This is a genomic window from Acinetobacter sp. HZNU-JH01, from assembly GCF_037996845.1.
Classification (GTDB): domain Bacteria; phylum Pseudomonadota; class Gammaproteobacteria; order Pseudomonadales; family Moraxellaceae; genus Acinetobacter; species Acinetobacter haemolyticus.
The window spans coordinates 1483229-1502389 of record NZ_JBBMZX010000001.1 but is presented as its reverse complement, the minus strand read 5'-3'; the positions used below and the strand labels follow the sequence as shown (position 1 = coordinate 1502389).

32 protein-coding genes and 1 pseudogene are annotated in these 19161 nt (G+C 41.9%); 32 read left to right on the top strand and 1 reads right to left on the bottom strand.

The genetic code is table 11. The annotated features are described in order from the left end of the window. Nucleotides 1-124 precede the first annotated feature (124 nt). The 32 genes and pseudogenes from AAC851_RS07210 (at nucleotide 125) to AAC851_RS07055 (ending at nucleotide 17780) form a co-directional block, all read left to right on the top strand. Nucleotides 125-853: a type 1 glutamine amidotransferase gene (locus AAC851_RS07210; protein WP_004641076.1), complete on the top strand. Its 729-nt coding sequence runs from the start codon at nucleotides 125-127 to the stop codon at nucleotides 851-853. A 229-nt stretch (nucleotides 854-1082) separates the two neighbouring features. Beyond that, entirely contained in the window at nucleotides 1083-1394 is a 312-nt protein-coding gene (rpsJ, locus tag AAC851_RS07205; protein WP_000070912.1) for a 30S ribosomal protein S10, read from the top strand. 57 nt (nucleotides 1395-1451) lie between these two features. Further along, nucleotides 1452-2090, top strand: coding sequence for a 50S ribosomal protein L3 (gene rplC / locus AAC851_RS07200; protein WP_005086841.1), 639 nt, complete (start codon nucleotides 1452-1454; stop codon nucleotides 2088-2090). A gap of 11 nt (nucleotides 2091-2101) precedes the next feature. Further along, nucleotides 2102-2704 carry a 50S ribosomal protein L4 gene (gene rplD / locus AAC851_RS07195; protein WP_004641072.1) on the top strand — a complete coding sequence of 201 codons (603 nt, stop codon included), beginning with the start codon at nucleotides 2102-2104 and terminating at the stop codon, nucleotides 2702-2704. Beyond that, nucleotides 2701-3021, top strand: a complete 321-nt coding sequence (gene rplW / locus AAC851_RS07190) for a 50S ribosomal protein L23 (protein WP_004641070.1) — start codon at nucleotides 2701-2703, stop codon at nucleotides 3019-3021. The genes rplD and rplW overlap by 4 nt, the downstream gene beginning before the upstream one ends. A gap of 11 nt (nucleotides 3022-3032) precedes the next feature. Further along, nucleotides 3033-3857 (top strand): 50S ribosomal protein L2, encoded by an 825-nt coding sequence (gene rplB, locus AAC851_RS07185; RefSeq protein ID WP_004641068.1) that lies wholly within the window; start codon nucleotides 3033-3035, stop codon nucleotides 3855-3857. A 13-nt stretch (nucleotides 3858-3870) separates the two neighbouring features. Beyond that, the gene (gene rpsS / locus AAC851_RS07180) at nucleotides 3871-4146 is read left to right on the top strand and encodes a 30S ribosomal protein S19 (RefSeq protein ID WP_004641066.1); all 276 of its coding nucleotides are present in this window, start codon (nucleotides 3871-3873) and stop codon (nucleotides 4144-4146) included. 11 nt (nucleotides 4147-4157) lie between these two features. Then, nucleotides 4158-4487 carry a 50S ribosomal protein L22 gene (gene rplV / locus AAC851_RS07175; protein WP_005086837.1) on the top strand — a complete coding sequence of 110 codons (330 nt, stop codon included), beginning with the start codon at nucleotides 4158-4160 and terminating at the stop codon, nucleotides 4485-4487. Nucleotide 4488: 1 nt separating this feature from the next. Beyond that, nucleotides 4489-5305: pseudogene (gene rpsC, locus AAC851_RS07170) on the top strand (30S ribosomal protein S3). Continuing rightward, entirely contained in the window at nucleotides 5245-5658 is a 414-nt protein-coding gene (gene rplP / locus AAC851_RS07165) for a 50S ribosomal protein L16 (protein ID WP_004641059.1), read from the top strand. The pseudogene rpsC and the gene rplP overlap by 61 nt, the downstream one beginning before the upstream one ends. Then, entirely contained in the window at nucleotides 5658-5855 is a 198-nt protein-coding gene (rpmC, locus tag AAC851_RS07160; protein WP_000849927.1) for a 50S ribosomal protein L29, read from the top strand. The genes rplP and rpmC overlap by 1 nt, the downstream gene beginning before the upstream one ends. Further along, nucleotides 5852-6109 carry a 30S ribosomal protein S17 gene (rpsQ, locus tag AAC851_RS07155; protein WP_004641057.1) on the top strand — a complete coding sequence of 86 codons (258 nt, stop codon included), beginning with the start codon at nucleotides 5852-5854 and terminating at the stop codon, nucleotides 6107-6109. The genes rpmC and rpsQ overlap by 4 nt, the downstream gene beginning before the upstream one ends. Before the next feature lie 92 nt (nucleotides 6110-6201). Beyond that, a complete protein-coding gene (gene rplN / locus AAC851_RS07150; protein WP_004657680.1) occupies nucleotides 6202-6570 on the top strand; it encodes a 50S ribosomal protein L14 in 369 nt (122 codons plus the stop codon). Between the two features lie 9 nt (nucleotides 6571-6579). After that, nucleotides 6580-6897: a 50S ribosomal protein L24 gene (gene rplX, locus AAC851_RS07145; protein WP_004641054.1), complete on the top strand. Its 318-nt coding sequence runs from the start codon at nucleotides 6580-6582 to the stop codon at nucleotides 6895-6897. A 15-nt stretch (nucleotides 6898-6912) separates the two neighbouring features. Further along, complete coding sequence (gene rplE / locus AAC851_RS07140) at nucleotides 6913-7449, top strand: 50S ribosomal protein L5 (protein ID WP_004641052.1); 537 nt, start codon at nucleotides 6913-6915, stop codon at nucleotides 7447-7449. Nucleotides 7450-7458: 9 nt separating this feature from the next. Beyond that, nucleotides 7459-7764: a 30S ribosomal protein S14 gene (gene rpsN / locus AAC851_RS07135; RefSeq protein ID WP_004641050.1), complete on the top strand. Its 306-nt coding sequence runs from the start codon at nucleotides 7459-7461 to the stop codon at nucleotides 7762-7764. 11 nt (nucleotides 7765-7775) lie between these two features. After that, on the top strand, nucleotides 7776-8171 hold the full coding sequence (gene rpsH / locus AAC851_RS07130) for a 30S ribosomal protein S8 (protein WP_004641048.1): 396 nt from the start codon (nucleotides 7776-7778) through the stop codon (nucleotides 8169-8171). A 13-nt stretch (nucleotides 8172-8184) separates the two neighbouring features. Next, nucleotides 8185-8718, top strand: a complete 534-nt coding sequence (rplF, locus tag AAC851_RS07125; RefSeq protein ID WP_004641046.1) for a 50S ribosomal protein L6 — start codon at nucleotides 8185-8187, stop codon at nucleotides 8716-8718. Nucleotides 8719-8732: 14 nt separating this feature from the next. Continuing rightward, complete coding sequence (gene rplR / locus AAC851_RS07120; RefSeq protein WP_004641044.1) at nucleotides 8733-9083, top strand: 50S ribosomal protein L18; 351 nt, start codon at nucleotides 8733-8735, stop codon at nucleotides 9081-9083. A gap of 2 nt (nucleotides 9084-9085) precedes the next feature. Further along, on the top strand, nucleotides 9086-9583 hold the full coding sequence (gene rpsE / locus AAC851_RS07115; RefSeq protein ID WP_001141025.1) for a 30S ribosomal protein S5: 498 nt from the start codon (nucleotides 9086-9088) through the stop codon (nucleotides 9581-9583). A 6-nt stretch (nucleotides 9584-9589) separates the two neighbouring features. Further along, a complete protein-coding gene (gene rpmD / locus AAC851_RS07110) occupies nucleotides 9590-9766 on the top strand; it encodes a 50S ribosomal protein L30 (RefSeq protein WP_000849088.1) in 177 nt (58 codons plus the stop codon). Nucleotides 9767-9770: 4 nt separating this feature from the next. Further along, nucleotides 9771-10211 (top strand): 50S ribosomal protein L15, encoded by a 441-nt coding sequence (gene rplO, locus AAC851_RS07105; RefSeq protein WP_004641042.1) that lies wholly within the window; start codon nucleotides 9771-9773, stop codon nucleotides 10209-10211. Nucleotides 10212-10256: 45 nt separating this feature from the next. After that, complete coding sequence (gene secY, locus AAC851_RS07100; protein WP_171055818.1) at nucleotides 10257-11576, top strand: preprotein translocase subunit SecY; 1320 nt, start codon at nucleotides 10257-10259, stop codon at nucleotides 11574-11576. Between the two features lie 21 nt (nucleotides 11577-11597). Then, complete coding sequence (gene rpmJ / locus AAC851_RS07095) at nucleotides 11598-11714, top strand: 50S ribosomal protein L36 (RefSeq protein WP_000867907.1); 117 nt, start codon at nucleotides 11598-11600, stop codon at nucleotides 11712-11714. 107 nt (nucleotides 11715-11821) lie between these two features. Next, nucleotides 11822-12178, top strand: a complete 357-nt coding sequence (gene rpsM / locus AAC851_RS07090; RefSeq protein ID WP_004641038.1) for a 30S ribosomal protein S13 — start codon at nucleotides 11822-11824, stop codon at nucleotides 12176-12178. 19 nt (nucleotides 12179-12197) lie between these two features. Beyond that, nucleotides 12198-12584, top strand: coding sequence for a 30S ribosomal protein S11 (rpsK, locus tag AAC851_RS07085; protein WP_004641037.1), 387 nt, complete (start codon nucleotides 12198-12200; stop codon nucleotides 12582-12584). Between the two features lie 12 nt (nucleotides 12585-12596). Then, nucleotides 12597-13223, top strand: coding sequence for a 30S ribosomal protein S4 (gene rpsD, locus AAC851_RS07080; protein ID WP_075314690.1), 627 nt, complete (start codon nucleotides 12597-12599; stop codon nucleotides 13221-13223). An 18-nt stretch (nucleotides 13224-13241) separates the two neighbouring features. Continuing rightward, on the top strand, nucleotides 13242-14249 hold the full coding sequence (locus AAC851_RS07075) for a DNA-directed RNA polymerase subunit alpha (protein WP_004641033.1): 1008 nt from the start codon (nucleotides 13242-13244) through the stop codon (nucleotides 14247-14249). A gap of 18 nt (nucleotides 14250-14267) precedes the next feature. Further along, the gene (rplQ, locus tag AAC851_RS07070; RefSeq protein WP_004641032.1) at nucleotides 14268-14633 is read left to right on the top strand and encodes a 50S ribosomal protein L17; all 366 of its coding nucleotides are present in this window, start codon (nucleotides 14268-14270) and stop codon (nucleotides 14631-14633) included. A 160-nt stretch (nucleotides 14634-14793) separates the two neighbouring features. Then, complete coding sequence (locus AAC851_RS07065; protein ID WP_125502915.1) at nucleotides 14794-15291, top strand: GNAT family N-acetyltransferase; 498 nt, start codon at nucleotides 14794-14796, stop codon at nucleotides 15289-15291. A 378-nt stretch (nucleotides 15292-15669) separates the two neighbouring features. Beyond that, the gene (locus tag AAC851_RS07060; RefSeq protein WP_005086827.1) at nucleotides 15670-17160 is read left to right on the top strand and encodes a flavin-containing monooxygenase; all 1491 of its coding nucleotides are present in this window, start codon (nucleotides 15670-15672) and stop codon (nucleotides 17158-17160) included. Nucleotides 17161-17282: 122 nt separating this feature from the next. Continuing rightward, nucleotides 17283-17780, top strand: a complete 498-nt coding sequence (locus AAC851_RS07055; protein WP_005088321.1) for a DUF2059 domain-containing protein — start codon at nucleotides 17283-17285, stop codon at nucleotides 17778-17780. Nucleotides 17781-17831: 51 nt separating this feature from the next. On the opposite strand, the gene AAC851_RS07050 is transcribed toward AAC851_RS07055, so the two are convergent. Continuing rightward, nucleotides 17832-19004, bottom strand: coding sequence for an acyl-CoA dehydrogenase family protein (locus AAC851_RS07050; protein WP_005086825.1), 1173 nt, complete (start codon nucleotides 19002-19004; stop codon nucleotides 17832-17834). Nucleotides 19005-19161: the final 157 nt, after the last annotated feature.

Sequence of the window (19161 nt, the reverse complement as noted above, 5' to 3'; positions counted from 1 at the left end):
TGATCTATCTGCCAGTAATTTGCAGCTTTTGTACAGAATCGGTACGGGCATCATGCTTTGGAATAAAACTGGCGTTATTTTTGCTAAGAATTATTATCATTCTAACGATAATAGGTTTTAGCGCATGAAGTCGCATTTAAGAGTGCATTATTTTCAGCACATCGCCGGTGAGGGTTTTGGAAGTTGTTATGAATTTCTAAAGGCACATAAAGCAAAAATCACAGCCACTGAGTTTTTTGCTTTGCCTGTAGATTTACCGCTTGAGCTAGAGGCGTTGCCGCGTGTGGATGAGGTGGACTTGCTCATTATCATGGGGGGAACCATGAGTGTAAATGATGAAGCGAACTATCCATGGTTGAGGCTGGAAAAACGCTGGTTACGCCGCTATTTGGCAGCAGGAAAACCCGCCATTGGTTTATGCTTAGGTGGGCAGTTGATTGCAAATGCTTTAGGTGCTGCAGTAAGCCGTAATCCTCATCAGGAACTAGGTTGGATGGATGTTGGGCGTGCTTCACATATTCCAGAAACATGCTTCCAATTTCCTGAGCGGATCAATATCTTACAGTGGCATAGTGAAACTTTTGAAATCCCAAAGGGGGCAGTACATTTGGCAGAAAATAAAGTTTGTCGAAACCAAATGTATCAAATTGGACGCAATGTGCTTGGTTTTCAATTTCATCCAGAAATGACACCACATGCATTGGAGTTGTTGATTGAAAATGAAGAAGAAATGGCAATTTTTGATGGCGAGTACGTTCAACCCATATCGGAGCTAAAAAGGACACTAAAAAGTAGATTCGAACAAGGTAATCAGTTGTTGAATCGAGCGATAGAATATGTTGTAGGTGTTTAAAGAGGATAAAACTATAAAAAATAAAAAACAGGAATTGCATAAGACTTAAACAATCGCTATAATGGGCGACCCTCAAAAGGAGGGCGTTTTCTACGAAGAAAGTAGTTAACGCATTACAGTCGTGGCATCGATCACGACCATAGTGATTTTCACTGCCCTTGACACTTACCAAAAAAGGTGAGGTGCGTCATGGGTGATTCTTTATATATTTGGCTTGGAGTTTACTGGTATGTCTAACCAGAGAATTCGTATCCGTTTGAAGTCTTTTGATCATCGTCTGATTGATCAATCTGCTCAAGAGATCGTAGAAACCGCTAAGCGTACTGGCGCACAAGTGTGTGGTCCAATCCCGATGCCTACTCGCATCGAACGCTTCAACGTTCTTACTTCACCACACGTCAACAAAGACGCTCGTGATCAGTATGAAATCCGCACTTATAAACGTTTGATCGATATCGTTCAACCAACAGATAAAACTGTTGATGCATTGATGAAGTTAGATCTTGCTGCTGGTGTTGATGTTCAGATCGCTTTGGGTTAAGGCTTTCGGTTAATTAACTCTAAGTTAATTAGGCCGCTTTTTTAGAGGTTTATGCACATGGCTATTGGTTTAGTCGGTCGCAAATGTGGTATGACTCGCGTCTTTACAGATGCTGGTGTATCTGTACCTGTTACAGTTATCGAAGTCGATCCAAACCGCATTACGCAAATCAAAACACTTGAAACTGATGGTTATCAAGCAATTCAAGTAACTACTGGTGAACGTCGCGAATCGCGCGTAACGAACGCTCAGAAAGGTCACTTCGCTAAAGCGGGTGTTGCTGCTGGTCGTTTAGTTAAAGAGTTCCGTGTTACTGAAGCTGAGCTTGAAGGTCGTGAAGTTGGTGGTTCTATCGGTGTTGATTTGTTCACAGTTGGTCAAATTGTTGACGTAACTGGGCAATCAAAAGGTAAGGGCTTCCAAGGTGGTGTTAAGCGTTGGAATTTCCGTACGCAAGATGCTACTCATGGTAACTCTGTATCTCACCGTGTATTAGGTTCTACAGGTCAAAACCAAACACCTGGTCGCGTGTTCAAAGGCAAGAAAATGGCTGGTCACTTAGGTGATGAACGCGTAACAGTTCAAGGTCTTGAAATTGTATCTATTGACGCTGAACGTTCTGTTTTAGTTGTTAAAGGTGCTATTCCTGGTTCAACTGGCGGCGACGTTATCGTGCGTCCTACCATCAAGGCCTGAGGGGAAATACTGTGAATTTAAAAACTGTTTCCGGCTCTGCTGTTGAATTGTCTGAAGTTGCTTTCGGACGTGAATTTAACGAAGCTCTTGTACACCAAGTTGTTACAGCTTATTTAGCTGGTGGTCGTCAAGGTACTCGTGCTCACAAATCACGTGCAGATGTTTCTGGCGGTGGTAAAAAACCATTCCGTCAAAAAGGTACTGGTCGCGCTCGTGCGGGTTCTATTCGTAGCCCGATCTGGGTTGGTGGTGGTAAAACTTTTGCTGCTCGTCCACAAGATTGGTCTCAAAAAGTAAACCGTAAGATGTATCGCGGTGCAATGCAATGTATCTTAGCTGAACTTGTTCGCCAAGATCGCCTTGTATTAGTTGAAGAGTTTGCTGTTGCGGCTCCAAAAACTAAAGAATTGCTTGCAAAACTTACCGACTTGAATGCAACTCGCGCATTGATCATTACAGATGCTGTAGATGAGAACTTGTATCTCGCAGCTCGCAACCTTCCACACGTTGATGTGGTTGATGCTACTGCTATTGATCCTGTTAGCTTGATCGCATTTGATAAAGTTGTAATGTCTGTAGCTGCTGCTAAGAAAATTGAGGTAGAACTCGGATGAACAACGAACGTATCTATCAAGTCCTATTAGGACCAGTATTCTCAGAAAAAGCACAAGTTTTAGGTGATACTGCTGGTGTTCAAGTGTTCAAAGTTGCATTAAATGCAAACAAACTTGAAATCAAAAAAGCAGTTGAACAGCTCTTTGGTGTTGAAGTTGTAAAAATTAATACAACGATCACTAAAGGTAAAACAAAACGCTTTGGTAAAACATTAGGACGTCGTTCTGATGTGAAAAAAGCATACGTCACCCTGAAAGCTGGCCAAGATGTAGAAATGGCTGACTTGGGCGATACCGCTGAAAACGCAGCGGAATAAGGACGAAAATTATGCCAATTCAAAAATGTAAGCCAACGTCTCCAGGACGTCGCTTTGTAGAGAAAGTGGTTCATAGCCATCTTCACAAAGGCGCACCTTATGCACCGTTGGTAGAAGCTAAAAAACGTACTGGTGGTCGTAATAACAATGGTCACATCACTACACGTCATGTAGGTGGTGGTCATAAACAACACTATCGTATTGTTGACTTTAAACGTAATAAAGATGGTATTCCAGCGACTGTAGAGCGCATTGAGTACGATCCTAACCGTACAGCTCATATTGCTTTATTGAAATATGCTGACGGTGAACGTCGTTATATCATTGCTCCTAAAGGTTTACGTGCGGGTGATAAAGTTCAATCTGGTAACGATGCTCCAATTCGTCCAGGTAACTGCTTACCACTTCGTAACATGCCTATTGGTTCTACACTTCATAACCTTGAACTTAAAATCGGTAAAGGTGCTCAATTAGCGCGTTCTGCTGGTACTTCAGTTCAGTTGTTAGGTCGTGATGGTTCTTACGCTATCGTTCGTTTACGTTCTGGTGAAATGCGTAAAGTCCATGTTGAATGTCGTGCTGTAATTGGTGAAGTTTCTAACCAAGAAAGCAACCTTCGTTCATTGGGTAAAGCTGGTGCTTCGCGCTGGCGCGGTGTTCGTCCTACCGTTCGTGGTATGGCGATGAACCCAGTTGACCATCCACACGGTGGTGGTGAAGGACGTAGTAAAGGTATTCAACCTGTAAGTCCATGGGGTCAAAAAGCTAAAGGGTACAAGACACGTACCAATAAGCGTACGACTAAGATGATTATTCGCGACCGTCGCGTCAAGTAAAGGAATCTGACTAATGCCTCGTTCATTAAAAAAAGGTCCATTCGTCGACGCGCACTTGTTCGCTAAGGTTGAAGCGGCTATTGCAGCAAACAACCGTAAGCCGATCAAGACTTGGTCTCGTCGTTCAATGATCCTTCCAGACTTTGTTGGTTTAACAATTTCTGTTCACAATGGTCGTAACCACGTTCCAGTAATTGTTACTGAACACATGGTTGGTCATAAACTAGGTGAATTCGCGCCAACTCGTACCTATCGTGGTCACGGTGTTGATAAGAAGTCTAAACGTTAATAGGTGCTATGATGGAAGTAACTGCTAAATTACGCGGTGCCGCTATCTCGGCACAGAAGGCACGTTTAGTTGCTGATTTGATTCGTGGTAAATCGGTTGCACGCGCGCTAGACATTTTAAACTTCAGCAACAAGAAAGCAGCTGTGCTCGTTAAAAAGGCACTTGAATCTGCAATCGCGAATGCTGAACACAATAACAGCTTAGATGTTGACGATCTTAAAGTAACTACGATTTACGTTGATGAAGGCATGAGCCTTAAACGTATCATGCCACGTGCTAAAGGCCGTGCAGATCGTATTACTAAGCGTACTTGTCACATCACCGTTAAGGTAGGGGTTTGATATGGGTCAGAAGGTTCATCCAATCGGTATCCGCCTGGGTGTTGTGAAACGCCATAACGCTAACTGGTATGCGAGTCCGAAACAATACGCTGAATACTTGCTTAAAGATCTTCAAGTTCGTGAGTTTTTAACTAAAAAACTTAAGAATGCGATGATCAGCAATATTCTTATTGAACGTCCTACTGGTGCTGCTAAAGTAACAATTAGCACTGCTCGTCCAGGTATCGTAATCGGTAAGAAAGGCGAAGACATTGAAAAATTACAGCGCGAACTCACCAACATTATGGGTGTTCCAGCGCAAGTTAGCATCAACGAAATCGATCGCCCAGACCTAGATGCTCGTTTAGTTGCTGAAGCAATTGCTTCACAATTAGAAAAGCGTGTTATGTTCCGTCGTGCTATGAAGCGTGCGGTACAAAACACAATGCGTGCTGGCGCGAAAGGTATCAAAGTTGAAGTTTCTGGCCGTTTAGGTGGTGCAGAGATTGCTCGTACTGAATGGTATCGTGAAGGTCGTGTACCTTTGCATACACTTCGTGCTGACATCGACTATGCAACTATGCGTGCAGAAACAACTTACGGTACGATCGGTGTTAAAGTTTGGATTTTCCGTGGCGAGATTTTAGGTGGCATGAAACAAGTCATGAACCCTGCTCCTGCTGAAGAGCGTCCAGCTAAACGTGGTCGTGGACGTGGTGAAGGTCAAGAGCGTCGTGGTCGTCGCGGTGACCGTGCTGCTGACAAGGGAGAATAATCCATGTTGCAACCTAAACGTACCAAATTCCGTAAAGTGCACAAAGGCCGTAACACTGGTCTAGCGCATCGTGGTAGTACAGTATCATTTGGTTCGATTGCAATTAAAGCAACTGAACGTGGTCGTATGACTGCGCGTCAGATTGAAGCTTGCCGTCGTACCATCAGCCGTCGTATTAAGCGTGGTGGTAAAATCTTCATCCGCGTATTCCCGGACAAGCCAATTACCGAAAAACCATTAGAAGTTCGTATGGGTAAAGGTAAAGGTAGCGTGGAATATTGGGTTTGTCAGATCCAACCAGGTAAGATCCTGTACGAAATTGAAGGTGTTAACGATGAGTTAGCGCGTGAAGCTTTTGCTTTAGCTGCTGCTAAACTTCCGTTTAAAACCACTATCGTGACTCGGACGGTAATGTAATGAAAACTAAAGATCTACGTGAAAAATCGGTAGAAGAGTTGAAAGCTTTGCTTGATGAGCAACAGCTTAACCAATTCCGTCTTCGTATGGCGAAAGCAACTGGTCAATTAGGCAAATCGCATGAAGTGCAAATTGCTCGTAAGACAATTGCTCGTATCAAGACACTCCTTACCGAAAAACAGGGGAACGGACAATGAGTGAAAAAACAGTCCGCACGTTAACCGGCAAAGTCGTAAGTGACAAAATGGACAAGTCTATTGTTGTACTTATTGAACGCCGTGTTCAACACCCGTTGTATGGCAAATCAATCCGCCGTTCAACTAAACTACACGCTCATGATGAGAACAATGTTGCTAAAACTGGCGACTTGGTAACCATCAAAGAAAGCCGCCCAATTTCTAAAACTAAAGCTTGGACTTTAGTGGAAGTCGTTGAAGCAGCTGCTGAGTAATTAGACGTTCTTGTTGCATCATCGGACAATTTCGAGTACTCTTTGAGCCTTTCGAAATTGTGACCGGTGATGCTCGGTTTTGGAGTAGGGCAATGATTCAAACCGAAAGTATGCTCGACGTAGCAGACAACAGTGGTGCACGCCGCGTACAATGTATTAAAGTACTTGGTGGTTCACACCGTCGTTATGCTTCAGTTGGCGACATTATTAAAGTTACTGTAAAAGAAGCAATCCCACGCGCACGTGTTAAAAAAGGTGACGTGATGAATGCTGTAGTTGTTCGTACAAAATTCGGCATCCGTCGTCCAGATGGTTCAGTTATTCGTTTCGACGATAACGCAGCTGTTATTTTGAATAACAACAAAGCTCCGATTGCTACTCGTATCTTCGGACCAGTGACTCGTGAACTTCGTACTGAACAGTTCATGAAAATCATTTCATTGGCTCCTGAAGTTCTATAAGAGGCAATCATGGCTAAGATTAAAAAAGGCGATCAAGTAATTGTGATCGCAGGTAAAGAAAAAGGCAAACAAGGTGTTGTTTTGTCTGTTTCTGAAGATCGAGTTAAGGTCGAAGGTCTTAACTTAGTGAAGAAGCATCAAAAGCCAAACCGTGTAACTGGCGCTGAAGGCGGTATCGTTACTCAAGAGGCAACGCTTCATATTTCAAACGTGGCAATTTTTAATGCTACAACCCAAAAGGCTGACCGTATTGGTTACCAAGTGATTGATGGCGCGAAAACTCGCGTTTACAAATCAAATGGTGAATCAGTGGCGGTAGCGAAGTAATAGGTTGAAAAGGCAATGGCCAGACTTAAAGCACGTTACAACGACGAACTTAAAGCGAAGTTACAAGAAGAACTTGGCGTTAAGAACGTGATGGATATTCCTCGCATCACGAAAATCACTCTTAACATGGGTGTAGGCGCAGCTGCAACTGATAAGAAATTATTAGATGGTGCTGTTGCTGATATGCAACTCATTGCTGGTCAAAAACCAGTTGTGACTCTTGCGCGTAAATCAATCGCTGGTTTCAAAATCCGTGACGGTTGGCCGATCGGTTGTAAAGTTACTTTACGCGGCGACCAAATGTACGAATTCTTGGATCGTTTGATCTCTATCGCAATCCCTCGTATTCGTGACTTCCGTGGTTTCTCTGCGAAATCATTTGATGGTCGCGGCAACTACTCTATGGGTTTAAAAGAGCAAATCGTTTTCCCTGAAATCGATTTTGACAAAATTGATCGTATCCGTGGTTTAGATATCACGATTACGACCACTGCTCGTAGCGATGACGAAGGCCGTGCGCTTATGCGTGCATTCGGCTTCCCGTTCAAATAAGAGGTCGATATGGCTAAGAAAGGTATGATTAATCGCGAATTGAAACGCGAAAAGACAGTTGCTAAATACGCTGCAAAACGTGCTGAATTAAAAGCAACGATTGCAAATGTAAATGCGAGTGACGAAGAACGTTTCGAAGCGACATTAAAGTTACAGGCATTGCCACGTAACGCATCTCCAGTACGTCTTCGTAACCGTTGTGGTTTAACTGGTCGTCCTCATGGTTACTTCCGTAAGTTCGGTTTAAGCCGTAACAAATTACGCGATACAGTAATGCAAGGTGATGTGCCGGGCGTTGTTAAGGCAAGCTGGTAAGGAGCGACTAAATGAGTATGCAAGATACCGTTGCCGACATGTTAACACGTGTTCGTAACGCACAAATGGCGAAGAAACAAACTGTTTCTATGCCGTCTTCTAAGTTGAAAGTTGCAATTGCAAATGTACTTCAACAAGAAGGTTATATTTCAAATGTAGAAGTGGCTCAAGAAGAGATCAAATCTACTTTGACTATTACGTTAAAATATTTCGAAGGCAAACCAGTTATCGAAACCGTTAAGCGTGTAAGCCGTCCAGGTCTTCGCCAATACCGCGGTAAAGATAAAATTCCTAGCGTTAAGCAAGGTTTAGGTATTGCAATTGTTTCTACAAGCAAAGGCATCATGACTGATCGCGCTGCACGTGCTGCGGGCATCGGTGGTGAAGTTATTGCTTTTGTTTCTTAATAGGTGATTCCTCATGTCTCGTGTGGCTAAAGCCCCAGTAACTGTACCGAATGGTGTAACAGTTACTCAGAACGGCCGGCAGGTCGAAGTGAAAGGCAGCAAAGGTACATTGTCTTTCAACCTGCATGCGCTGGTCGAGCTAAAACAGGAAGAAGGTAAACTTCAACTTGCTCCGGCTAAAGAGTCGAAAGACGCTTGGATGCAGGCTGGTACTGCTCGCGCTGTATTGAACAACCTTGTAAAAGGTGTTAGCGAAGGCTTCGAACGTAAGTTACAGCTTGTTGGTGTTGGTTATAAAGCTGCGGTTAAGGGTACTGTTGTAAACCTTAACCTTGGTTACTCACACCCGATTGACTACGCTTTACCGGAAGGTGTAACAGCGGAAACTCCAACTGCAACTGAAATCATTTTGAAATCAGCAAACAAGCAGTTGTTAGGTCAAGTGGCAGCGGAAATCCGTGCATACCGTGCTCCTGAACCATATAAAGGTAAAGGTGTTCGTTATTCGGATGAAGTTATTCTTCGTAAAGAAGCTAAGAAGAAATAAGGCGCGAGGTTCTTATGAACGAAAAGAAACAAACCCGTTTGCGTCGTGCGAAAAGCACACGCTTGCACATTCGTGCATTGGGTGCGACTCGTTTGTGTGTAAACCGCACTCCGCGTCACATCTATGCGCAAGTTATTTCAGCGGATGGTGGCAAAGTTTTAGCGCAAGCTTCAACTTTAGATGCATCTTTACGTAGTGGTACTACTGGTAATGTTGAAGCGGCTACGAAAGTTGGTGCTTTGATCGCAGAACGTGCTAAAGCAGCTGGCGTTACTAAAGTTGCATTTGACCGTTCTGGTTTTAAATATCATGGTCGTATCAAAGCCTTGGCTGATGCTGCTCGTGAAGGCGGCTTGGAGTTCTAATCATGGCGAAAGTTGAACAAAACGAAGGTCTCGTTGAAAAGCTGGTTGCCGTTGATCGTGTAGCCAAGGTAGTAAAGGGTGGTCGTATCTTCTCTTTCACAGCACTAACTGTTGTGGGCGATGGTAATGGTCGTGTAGGTTTTGGTCGTGGTAAAGCACGTGAAGTTCCAGCTGCTATTTCTAAAGCACTTGAAGCTGCTCGTCGCAACATGATTACTGTAGACCTTGCGGGGACTACTTTACAACACCCTGTGAATGCTCGTCATGGCGCAAGCCGTGTATACATGCAACCTGCTTCAGAAGGTACTGGCGTAATTGCTGGTGGCGCGATGCGTGCTGTTCTTGAAGCTGCAGGTGTACATAACGTACTTGCTAAATGTTATGGTTCTACTAACGCTGCTAACGTAGTAAACGCGACTTTTAAAGGTTTGCGTGATATGACTTCTCCTGAGAAAGTCGCTGCGAAACGTGGTAAGTCAGTAGAAGAAATTCAAGGGTAATCAATCATGAAAACGATTAAAGTTACCCAGACTAAGTCTTCTTCACATCGCTTGAAAAATCACAAGCTTTGCTTACAAGGTTTAGGTCTGCGTCGTATTGGTCATACTGTAGAAGTGCAAGATACGCCTTCTAACCGCGGCATGATCAACAAAGTTTACTATATGGTTAGTGTAGAGGAATAATGCCATGACTCTGCGTTTAAATGAGCTTGCACCTGCTGAAGGTGCAAAGCGTGAAAACCGTCGTTTAGGCCGTGGTATCGGTTCTGGCGTTGGTAAGACTGGTGGCCGTGGTGTCAAAGGTCAAAATTCACGTAAAAGTGGTGGTACTCGTCCAGGCTTTGAAGGCGGTCAAACTGCGTTATATCGTCGTTTACCAAAATTCGGTTTCACTAGCCAAATCGCTTTGAAAACTGCTGAAGTACGTTTGTCTGAGCTAAACAAAGTTGAAGGTGATGTTGTTTCACTAGAAACTTTGAAGGCTGCGAATGTTGTTCGTCGTGACCAAGTTCGTGCTCGCATCGTGCTTTCAGGTGAAATCACTCGCGCGTTCACTGTACAAGGTGTAGCGTTGACTAAAGGTGCTAAAGCTGCTGTTGAAGCTGCTGGCGGTAAAGTCGAGGAGTAATCTCGAGTGTCTATGACTCCTAGTTCTTCTGGTCATGTAAACATGATGAAAGGCCAACCGTTTCATGTGAAATATCGTGAAATTATTCGTCGATTAATGTTTTTAATTGGCGCGTTATTGGTCTTTCGACTAGGAGCGCATATTCCGTTGCCGGGCATTGATAGTGTGGCACTAGCAAGCTTTTTTAAGGCCAATGAAGGTACCTTCTTGGGCTTATTTAATATGTTTTCTGGTGGTGCATTAGAACGCATGTCAATTCTAGCGTTAGGGATCATGCCATACATCTCTGCATCGATTATCGTGCAGTTGATGTCAACCGTGGTTCCTTCGTTAGAAGCTTTGAAAAAAGAAGGCGAGCAAGGCAAACGTAAACTGAATCAATATACGCGTTACGGCACTCTATTTCTTGCACTCGTGCAGGGTATAGGGATGTGTGCTGGTCTGATTAGTCAGGGTATTACTTTGACTTCAGGCTTGGCATTCTATGTTCCAGCAGTGACTTCGCTTGTTGCAGGAACAATGTTTTTGATGTGGTTGGGTGAACAGATTACCGAACGTGGTGTTGGTAACGGTATCTCAATGATTATTTTTGCTGGTATTGTAGCTGGCTTGCCAAATCTTGTAATTCAGTCGTTCACGTCTGTACAAAATGGTCAAGGTAGCTTAATTGGTTTGGCGGTATTCGGTTTATTATCGTTAGCTGTCTTAGCCGCGATTGTGTTTATTGAAAAAGCACAACGTCGTATTCCAGTAAATTATGCTCAAAAACAACAGGGCCGTCGTGTATTTACTGCACAGCAAACACATTTGCCATTAAAAATTAATATGGCAGGTGTTATTCCAGCGATTTTCGCTAGCTCACTGTTATTATTTCCAGCGAGCTTGGGGCAATGGTTAGGAAGTGCTGATCCAAATGCAGGATTTGTTAAGCGTAGCCTGCAAGATCTGGCATTGGTGTTATCACCTGGACAGCCGTTATATTTAATGCTCTTTGGTGCGTTAATTATCTTCTTCTGTTATTTTTATACGGCGCTTGTTTTTAGCCCGAAAGAAGTTTCAGAGAATTTGAAACGTAGCGGAGCATATGTGCCTGGTATCCGCCCAGGTGAGCAAACGGCTCGTTATTTAGATCATATTCTTAACCGTTTGACATTTATTGGTGCTATCTACATTACCGTAGTGTGTTTAATGCCTATGGTGCTACAAAGTTCGTTTGGTATTCCATTCCATTTGGGTGGGACATCTTTACTGATTGTAGTTGTAGTTGTGATGGACTTTATGGCGCAACTTCAAGCGCACTTGACCTCGCATCAATATGATAATCAAACGTTAATGAGAAAAACGACTGCTCATCCGCAGGGATAAGCGCACTTAGAGGTTTTCATCATGAAAGTACAAGCTTCTGTAAAGAAAATTTGTGGTAGCTGTAAAGTTATCCGTCGTAATGGGGTTATTCGCGTAATTTGTAGCGCAGAACCTCGTCATAAGCAGCGTCAAGGTTAATTTAATTAAGACCTGTTGATTTCAGTAGGCTAATTAGGTTATTATCCGCCCCTCAAGATTTTTGTGGGGCGGTTGATTATCTTGACTGCCTTTTTGGAGAAAATTGAATGGCTCGTATTGCCGGTGTAAACATTCCGGATAACAAGCACGCTGTTATCTCTCTCACGTATATTTTTGGTATCGGTCGCCACACTGCTAAGAATATCTTAGCTGCTGTAGGTATTGCTGGAACTACGAAAATTCGTGAATTAGATGATGCTCAGCTTGATGCGATTCGTGCAGAAGTTGCTAAGGTTCCGACCGAAGGTGATTTACGTCGCGAAATTTCCATGAACATTAAACGTTTAATGGATTTAGGCTGCTACCGCGGTCTTCGTCATCGTCGCAGCTTGCCTGTTCGCGGACAACGCACCAAAACTAACGCACGTACCCGTAAAGGTCCGCGCAAACCGATTAAAAAGTAAGATTTCTGGAAGCTAAAAGATGGCTAAAGATACTCGCACACGCAAGAAGGTCTCTCGTACCGTCTCTGAAGGTGTTGCACACATTCACGCGTCTTTTAATAACACCATTGTTACGATTACCGATCGTCAAGGTAATGCATTGGCTTGGGCCACCTCAGGTGGACAAGGCTTCCGTGGTTCACGTAAATCAACTCCGTTTGCTGCTCAGGTAGCTGCTGAAGTTGCTGGTAAAGCAGCTTTAGATTACGGTTTGAAAAACCTAGACGTCCTTGTAAAAGGTCCTGGTCCAGGTCGTGAGTCTGCGGTTCGTGCATTAGGCGCAGTGGGTTATAAGATTAACAGCATTACCGATGTGACTCCAATTCCTCACAACGGTTGCCGTCCACCTAAAAAACGTCGCGTGTAAGGAGAAACATTCATGGCTCGTTATATTGGTCCAAAATGCAAACTCTCTCGTCGCGAAGGGACAGACCTGCAACTTAAATCAGGCGTTAAACCGTTTGATGTAAAAACCAAAAAACACAATAAAGCACCTGGTCAACATGGTCAGGCTCGTGGTGGTAAGCAATCTGAGTATTCACTACAATTACGTGAAAAACAAAAAGTCCGTCGTATGTACGGTGTGTTAGAGCGTCAATTTAGTAACTACTATAAAGAAGCAGCTCGTGTGAAAGGCGCAACAGGTGAAAACTTGTTGAAATTGCTTGAAAGCCGTCTTGATAACGTAGTTTATCGCATGGGTTTTGGTTCTACACGTTCAGAAGCTCGTCAGTTAGTTTCTCACCGTTCTATTACTTTAAATGGTCGTCGTGTCAACATTGCGTCTATTCAAGTAAAAGCGGGCGATGTAATTGCGGTTCACGAAGGCGCTAAACAACAATTGCGTATTAAAAATGCAATTGAATTGGCTGCTCAACGTGGTATCCCTGCTTGGATGGAAGTTGACCATTCTAAGCTAGAAGGTACGTTCAAAACTGCACCTGATCGTTCTGATTTACCTGCTGAAATCAACGAAAGCTTGATTGTAGAATTGTATTCTAAATAATCCTTGAGGTAGCAATAAATGACGCGTACTGCAAACGAGTTTCTAACTCCGCAAGCGATCAAGGTCGAAGCGGTGAGCGGGACCTCGGCAAAAGTGATTCTGGAACCTTTAGAGCGTGGCTTTGGTCATACTCTAGGTAATGCTTTACGTCGCATTCTATTGTCTTCTTTGCCTGGCGCTGCTGTGGTTGAAGTTGAGATAGAAGGCGTCGAGCACGAGTACAGTACTTTAGAAGGCTTGCAGCAGGACATCGTCGAGCTCTTGCTGAACCTAAAAGGATTGTCTATTAAGCTGTTCGATCAAAATGAAGCATATTTAACATTAGAGAAACAAGGTGCAGGTGACGTAACAGCAGCCGACCTTCGTTTACCTCATAATGTTGAAGTGGTTAACCCTGATCATTTAATTGGTACTTTGAGTGCTAGTGGTTCATTGAAAATGCGCCTTAAAGTTGCTCAAGGTCGTGGTTATGAAACATCTGACTCTCGTTTCCCAGAAGGCGAAACTCGCCCAGTGGGTCGTTTACAGTTAGATGCTTCTTATAGCCCGATTAAACGTGTTTCTTATACCGTTGAAAATGCGCGTGTAGAACAACGTACCGATCTTGATAAGCTAGTGATCGATCTTGAAACAAATGGAACTGTTGATCCAGAAGAAGCTATCCGCAAAGCGGCAACAATCTTGCAACAACAAATTGCAATTTTTGTTGATCTTCAGAAAGATCAAACTCCTGTTGCTCAAGAACCTCGCGAAGAAGTTGACCCAATTTTGCTTCGTCCAGTAGATGATCTCGAGCTAACTGTTCGTTCTGCTAACTGTTTGAAGGCAGAAAATATTTACTACATTGGTGATCTTGTTCAACGTACTGAAGTTGAGTTGTTAAAAACTCCTAACTTGGGTAAAAAATCGTTAACTGAGATCAAAGATGTTTTGGCATCGAAAGGTTTACAACTCGGCATGCGTTTAGAGAACTGGCCACCAGCTAGTCTCCGTATGGATGACCGTTTTGCCTATCGTAGCCGTTAATTAAGTAGGACTATCACCATGCGTCATCGTAATAGTGGTGTGAAATTAGGCCGTACAAGCAGCCACCGTAAGGCGTTGTTCCAAAACTTAACAAATGCTTTAGTTGAGCATGAGTTAATTAAAACAACTTTGCCTAAGGCGAAAGAACTTCGTCGTGTTGCTGAGCCTTTAATCACTTTGGCAAAAAACGATACAGTAGCAAACCGTCGTTTAGCGTTTGCTCGTACTCGTTCTGCAGCAACTGTTGGTAAATTATTTACCGTTCTTGGCCCTCGTTACAAAGAGCGTAACGGCGGTTATCTACGTGTTCTTAAAGCGGGCTTCCGTGCAGGTGATGCTGCACCGATGGCTTACGTTGAACTTGTAGATCGTGAAGTAAAATAATACTTCTATACAAGAGCAGCTCAGTTGTTCCAAAAAAGGTCGGTGTAATAACCGACCTTTTTTATTGCTTATTAGTTAATAATTTTCTTTCTAACTTAAATTTGGGTAAATGGTTAATATGCTAAATTAGGTTATGACATTATTAAAATTTCAAATAAATATGTTAGATATTACGATTAGAATCCTAAGTGTAGATGAACTGAATGATTTTAGAACGATTAGACTTTCAGCTTTAGCAAAAGCCCCACAAATGTTTGGTTCAACTTATGAGATAGAAGTTTTAAAACCATACAGTTTTTTTGAAAGTTGCTTATCAAATTCAATAGTCTTTGGGGTTTACCATAAAGATAAAATTATAGGTTTAGCGACTTTAACACGAGAGGGCGGAATGAAGCTGTCTCATAAGGCTTCTCTATCCAGTGTATTTATTGAACCTGAATTTCAAAGACAAGGTATCGCAACAAAGTTGCTTCGTACTGTTATAGCTTATAGTAAAGAGCAAGTAGAACAAATTTTACTGAGTGTCGCTGATGATAATCAGTCAGCGATTCATCTTTATCAAAAAAATGGTTTTCAAACCTATGGGGTGGAATTGAAAGCTTTGAAAAATGATACAGGATATACGGATGAGCTTCTGATGAAGCTTTTTCTGTTCTAAGTCATTTTTCAAAGCTCTAAAGCACGGTATCGTTAAAGTTGATAAAAGATCAACCATTAAACAATAGTTCATCCCAAACTTTTTTAAAGCACAATTTGTTTGAGTACATTTAGTAAATTTTCTTATGCTATTTTGATTTTCTTAAGTCTTATGCCAACAAGATTACTTTTTGATAATCTCTAAACTACACATAAATTTCTTATGCTGCTGAAGTCTGATCTGGAAATTCCTAGTAGAAATCTCAAGATTTTTTAGCTTCGTTTTTTCTCAAAATGTCCCGAACTGATATAAAAAAACCGATGAATGACTAAACTTGACATTGTGTATTGTCAAATTTGTGCTTTAATAAAGACATGGTTTATACAGGGTATAAAAAAAATGGAAAAGCAAGTTGATGTTCTAATTATTGGTGCAGGTATCTCTGGGATTGGGCTCGCTGTACACCTTTCTAAAAACTGTCCACAACGCCAATTTGAAATTTTAGAGCGTCGTGACAGCTTTGGTGGGACTTGGGATTTATTCCGTTATCCTGGTATTCGTTCAGACTCAGATATGTCTACTTTTGGTTTTAACTTTAAACCATGGGCAAAAGATAAAGTTCTTGCAAGTGGTCCAGAAATTAAGGGCTATCTTTCAGAAGTCATTGATGAGTTTAAGTTAAAAGAAAAAATCCATTTTGGTCATCGTGTTCTTTCTGCAAATTATGATTCTGCTAAGAAAAAGTGGCTTGTTGAAATTGAAGATAGCAACAACAAAAAACAAACGTGGTCAGCAAATTTTGTAATGGGATGTACGGGTTACTATAACTATGATCAAGGTTATGCACCACAATTCCCAGAGCAAGATAAATTTAAAGGGCAATTTATCCACCCACAACACTGGCCTGAAAACCTAGATTATACAGGTAAGAAAGTGGTGATTGTAGGTAGTGGTGCAACAGCGATTACCCTTGTTCCTTCAATGGTGAAAGGTGGAGCAGGTCATGTGACTATGTTACAGCGTTCTCCAACGTACATCGCAACAGTTCCTTCAATTGACTTCATCTATGAAAAAACACGTAGATTTATGTCAGAAGAAACAGCATATAAATTTACCCGTGCTCGTAACATTGGGATGCAGCGTGCGATCTACGCCTTAGCTCAAAAGCATCCAAAAACTGTGCGTCGCCTATTATTAAAAGGCATTGAGTTGCAGCTAAAAGGCAAAGTGGATATGAAACACTTTACGCCAAGCTATAATCCATGGGATCAACGTTTATGTGTTGTACCTGATGGCGATTTATTTAAAGCATTGCGCCAAGGTCAAGCAAGTATTGAAACTGATCAGATTGAGAAGTTCACTGCAAATGGTATCCAGTTGAAATCTGGAAAACATTTGGAAGCTGATATTGTAATTTCAGCGACTGGCTTGGAAATTCAAATCTTAGGTGGCGTAAAAGGCTCTATTGATGGTAAGCCGATGAATACCTCACATCATATGTTGTACCAAGGTGTGATGGTGAGTGATGTACCGAATATGGCAATGATTATTGGTTATATCAATGCGTCTTGGACATTGAAAGTTGATATTGCTGCTGACTATATTTGTCGTTTGCTTAATCATATGGACAAAAACGGCTTTGATGAAGTGATCGCACATGCTGACCCTGCTCAGTTTGAGCAAGATACGATTATGGGTAAACTATCTTCAGGTTATATCGCTCGTGCAGCGGATATTATGCCAAAACAAGGCAAGCAAGCACCATGGAAGATTTCTAACAACTATCTTGCTGATCGTAAAGAATTGAAAGATGCAAAATTTAACGATGGTGTCTTACAATTCCGTAAGCGTGATGAACAAGTAGATCGTAAACCAAAATTAGTTTCTTAATTTATTTTAAGCTAAGCAAGAACCCTGTGTAGACACAGGGTTCTTTTGTTTTAAATAATGATTGTTGTTAAAATATTGCGTATACATGTTGATTATAAAATTTATATATTTAGGACAATTCAATGAAAAAATTATGGTTTTTGGGGATATTACTGTTTAGTAATGCCACCTTTGCGGATGATCTGAAGCAAAAAGAAAAATTAGCTCAACAATTGGTTTCTATTGATGGTACTGAGCAAGGTTTACTAAGCACGGATAAAATGATCCTAGAGCAGATTCGGATGCGTTTACCTAAAGATCTACCAGAGAGTTTTTATACGGATTTGACTAAGAATCTAAATAGTGAGCAACGTAAACAGTTTATTGTGCAACGCTATGTTGAGACTTTTAACCAGAAAGAGTTACAAGCGGCATTAAATTTTTATCAATTACCTGAAGGTAAAGCATGGGCAAATAAAGCCAGTGAAGTTGGAAGCGAGGTTGCACATTTCACGACACAACATGCGCGCACTGCACTAAATGAAACGATGCAACAACATATTGATCATCCTAAGGTTAAGCAGTTGATGGTTCGGATGAATCCACCATCTCAACCATCGGAATCGCCGCAGTCAAAGTAAATAAAAGGGATAGTACATTTAGTACTATCCCTGATTTTTTAAATCTAAAAATTAAAGAGTACGTGAAATTAATTCTTTCATAATTTCATTGGTTCCTGCATAAATGCGGTTTGCACGATTGTCGATATAGGCGCGTGCAATTGGGTATTCAAGCATATAGCCATAGCCCCCATGTAATTGTAAGCACTCATCTACAACTTTTGAGAACATATCTGAAATTTTATATTTAGCTGCTGCTGCTGCATCTACACCTAAACTCTCTTCAAGCTGTAACTCCATACAACGGTCTAAATACGTACGGCAAAAATCGATTTCTGTGCGTAATTCTGCCAATTTAAATCGTGTATTTTGAAATGTTCCAATCGGTTTACCAAACGCTTTACGGTCTTTGGTGTACTGTACTGTATGAGCAAATGCAGCTTCAGCACCTGCTTGGCAAATGATTGCAACGAGCATACGTTCCCATGCGAGCTCTTTCATTAGCATCATAAAGCCCATGCCTTCCATACCAAGAAGGTTTTCTTTCGGTACACGTACATTATCGAAGAACAGTTCACAGGTATCTTGACCTTTCATCCCAATTTTATTCAAAGGCTTGCCTTTGCTAAAACCAGCACGATCTGCTTCTACAATAATTAATGATAAATTCGCAGATCCTTTTTCTGTATTACCCGTCTTACATACCACAATGGCCATATCACAAAGATAGCCATTGGTAATAAAGATTTTAGAGCCATTGATGACATATTCATCACCCTCAAGTACGGCTGTTGTGCGTACTGCTTGTAGATCTGAACCTGTACCCGGTTCTGTCATGGCGATTGCTGTTACGGTTTCACCAGTCGCCATTTTAGGTAACCATTTTTGCTTTTGCTCATCGTTACCGAAGTTGTTGATATAATTGGCAACAATATCTGAATGCAACGAAAATCCAGTACTAGAATCCATCGCATAAGCTTGTTCTTCAATGAGAATCATACTGTATAAACGATCTACACCTGAACCACCGTATTCTTCTGGCATAGTGGTGCAAAGTAAACCTAACTCACCAGCTTTATTCCATAGATCACGGTCAACATGTTGTTGTTTTTCATATTTTTCAATATTTGGAACAACTTCTTTTTCGTAGAATTTGCGCACAGTTTCGCGAAATGCTTCATGGTCTGAAGTAAATAATTTTCGCGCTAACATGTTTGGAATTGGACGAATTGCACCTGATTGCATTTGTTATTTTTTCCCTAAATTGTTGAAGTTACAGACTCATCATCACGATACAAGAAATCGAAAATATTGGACAATGTGATCAATGCTCAATTTAATTGATGTATTTGGTCACTTCATAAAAATCGCTGCGAACTTTAGTGGGTTCGAGTACACTATG

Excerpts from the sequence above, each read along its gene's own strand:
- AAC851_RS07210 (WP_004641076.1), top strand. The coding sequence starts at position 125 with ATGAAGTCGCATTTAAGAGTGCATTATTTTCAGCACATCGCCGGTGAG.
- rpsJ (WP_000070912.1), top strand. The coding sequence starts at position 1,083 with ATGTCTAACCAGAGAATTCGTATCCGTTTGAAGTCTTTTGATCATCGT.
- rplC (WP_005086841.1), top strand. The coding sequence starts at position 1,452 with ATGGCTATTGGTTTAGTCGGTCGCAAATGTGGTATGACTCGCGTCTTT.
- rplW (WP_004641070.1), top strand. The coding sequence starts at position 2,701 with ATGAACAACGAACGTATCTATCAAGTCCTATTAGGACCAGTATTCTCA.
- rplB (WP_004641068.1), top strand. The coding sequence starts at position 3,033 with ATGCCAATTCAAAAATGTAAGCCAACGTCTCCAGGACGTCGCTTTGTA.
- rpsS (WP_004641066.1), top strand. The coding sequence starts at position 3,871 with ATGCCTCGTTCATTAAAAAAAGGTCCATTCGTCGACGCGCACTTGTTC.
- rplV (WP_005086837.1), top strand. The coding sequence starts at position 4,158 with ATGGAAGTAACTGCTAAATTACGCGGTGCCGCTATCTCGGCACAGAAG.
- rplP (WP_004641059.1), top strand. The coding sequence starts at position 5,245 with ATGTTGCAACCTAAACGTACCAAATTCCGTAAAGTGCACAAAGGCCGT.
- rpmC (WP_000849927.1), top strand. The coding sequence starts at position 5,658 with ATGAAAACTAAAGATCTACGTGAAAAATCGGTAGAAGAGTTGAAAGCT.
- rpsQ (WP_004641057.1), top strand. The coding sequence starts at position 5,852 with ATGAGTGAAAAAACAGTCCGCACGTTAACCGGCAAAGTCGTAAGTGAC.
- rplN (WP_004657680.1), top strand. The coding sequence starts at position 6,202 with ATGATTCAAACCGAAAGTATGCTCGACGTAGCAGACAACAGTGGTGCA.
- rplX (WP_004641054.1), top strand. The coding sequence starts at position 6,580 with ATGGCTAAGATTAAAAAAGGCGATCAAGTAATTGTGATCGCAGGTAAA.
- rplE (WP_004641052.1), top strand. The coding sequence starts at position 6,913 with ATGGCCAGACTTAAAGCACGTTACAACGACGAACTTAAAGCGAAGTTA.
- rpsN (WP_004641050.1), top strand. The coding sequence starts at position 7,459 with ATGGCTAAGAAAGGTATGATTAATCGCGAATTGAAACGCGAAAAGACA.
- rpsH (WP_004641048.1), top strand. The coding sequence starts at position 7,776 with ATGAGTATGCAAGATACCGTTGCCGACATGTTAACACGTGTTCGTAAC.
- rplF (WP_004641046.1), top strand. The coding sequence starts at position 8,185 with ATGTCTCGTGTGGCTAAAGCCCCAGTAACTGTACCGAATGGTGTAACA.
- rplR (WP_004641044.1), top strand. The coding sequence starts at position 8,733 with ATGAACGAAAAGAAACAAACCCGTTTGCGTCGTGCGAAAAGCACACGC.
- rpsE (WP_001141025.1), top strand. The coding sequence starts at position 9,086 with ATGGCGAAAGTTGAACAAAACGAAGGTCTCGTTGAAAAGCTGGTTGCC.
- rpmD (WP_000849088.1), top strand. The coding sequence starts at position 9,590 with ATGAAAACGATTAAAGTTACCCAGACTAAGTCTTCTTCACATCGCTTG.
- rplO (WP_004641042.1), top strand. The coding sequence starts at position 9,771 with ATGACTCTGCGTTTAAATGAGCTTGCACCTGCTGAAGGTGCAAAGCGT.
- secY (WP_171055818.1), top strand. The coding sequence starts at position 10,257 with ATGAAAGGCCAACCGTTTCATGTGAAATATCGTGAAATTATTCGTCGA.
- rpmJ (WP_000867907.1), top strand. The coding sequence starts at position 11,598 with ATGAAAGTACAAGCTTCTGTAAAGAAAATTTGTGGTAGCTGTAAAGTT.
- rpsM (WP_004641038.1), top strand. The coding sequence starts at position 11,822 with ATGGCTCGTATTGCCGGTGTAAACATTCCGGATAACAAGCACGCTGTT.
- rpsK (WP_004641037.1), top strand. The coding sequence starts at position 12,198 with ATGGCTAAAGATACTCGCACACGCAAGAAGGTCTCTCGTACCGTCTCT.
- rpsD (WP_075314690.1), top strand. The coding sequence starts at position 12,597 with ATGGCTCGTTATATTGGTCCAAAATGCAAACTCTCTCGTCGCGAAGGG.
- AAC851_RS07075 (WP_004641033.1), top strand. The coding sequence starts at position 13,242 with ATGACGCGTACTGCAAACGAGTTTCTAACTCCGCAAGCGATCAAGGTC.
- rplQ (WP_004641032.1), top strand. The coding sequence starts at position 14,268 with ATGCGTCATCGTAATAGTGGTGTGAAATTAGGCCGTACAAGCAGCCAC.
- AAC851_RS07065 (WP_125502915.1), top strand. The coding sequence starts at position 14,794 with ATGTTAGATATTACGATTAGAATCCTAAGTGTAGATGAACTGAATGAT.
- AAC851_RS07060 (WP_005086827.1), top strand. The coding sequence starts at position 15,670 with ATGGAAAAGCAAGTTGATGTTCTAATTATTGGTGCAGGTATCTCTGGG.
- AAC851_RS07055 (WP_005088321.1), top strand. The coding sequence starts at position 17,283 with ATGAAAAAATTATGGTTTTTGGGGATATTACTGTTTAGTAATGCCACC.
- AAC851_RS07050 (WP_005086825.1), bottom strand. The coding sequence starts at position 19,004 with ATGCAATCAGGTGCAATTCGTCCAATTCCAAACATGTTAGCGCGAAAA.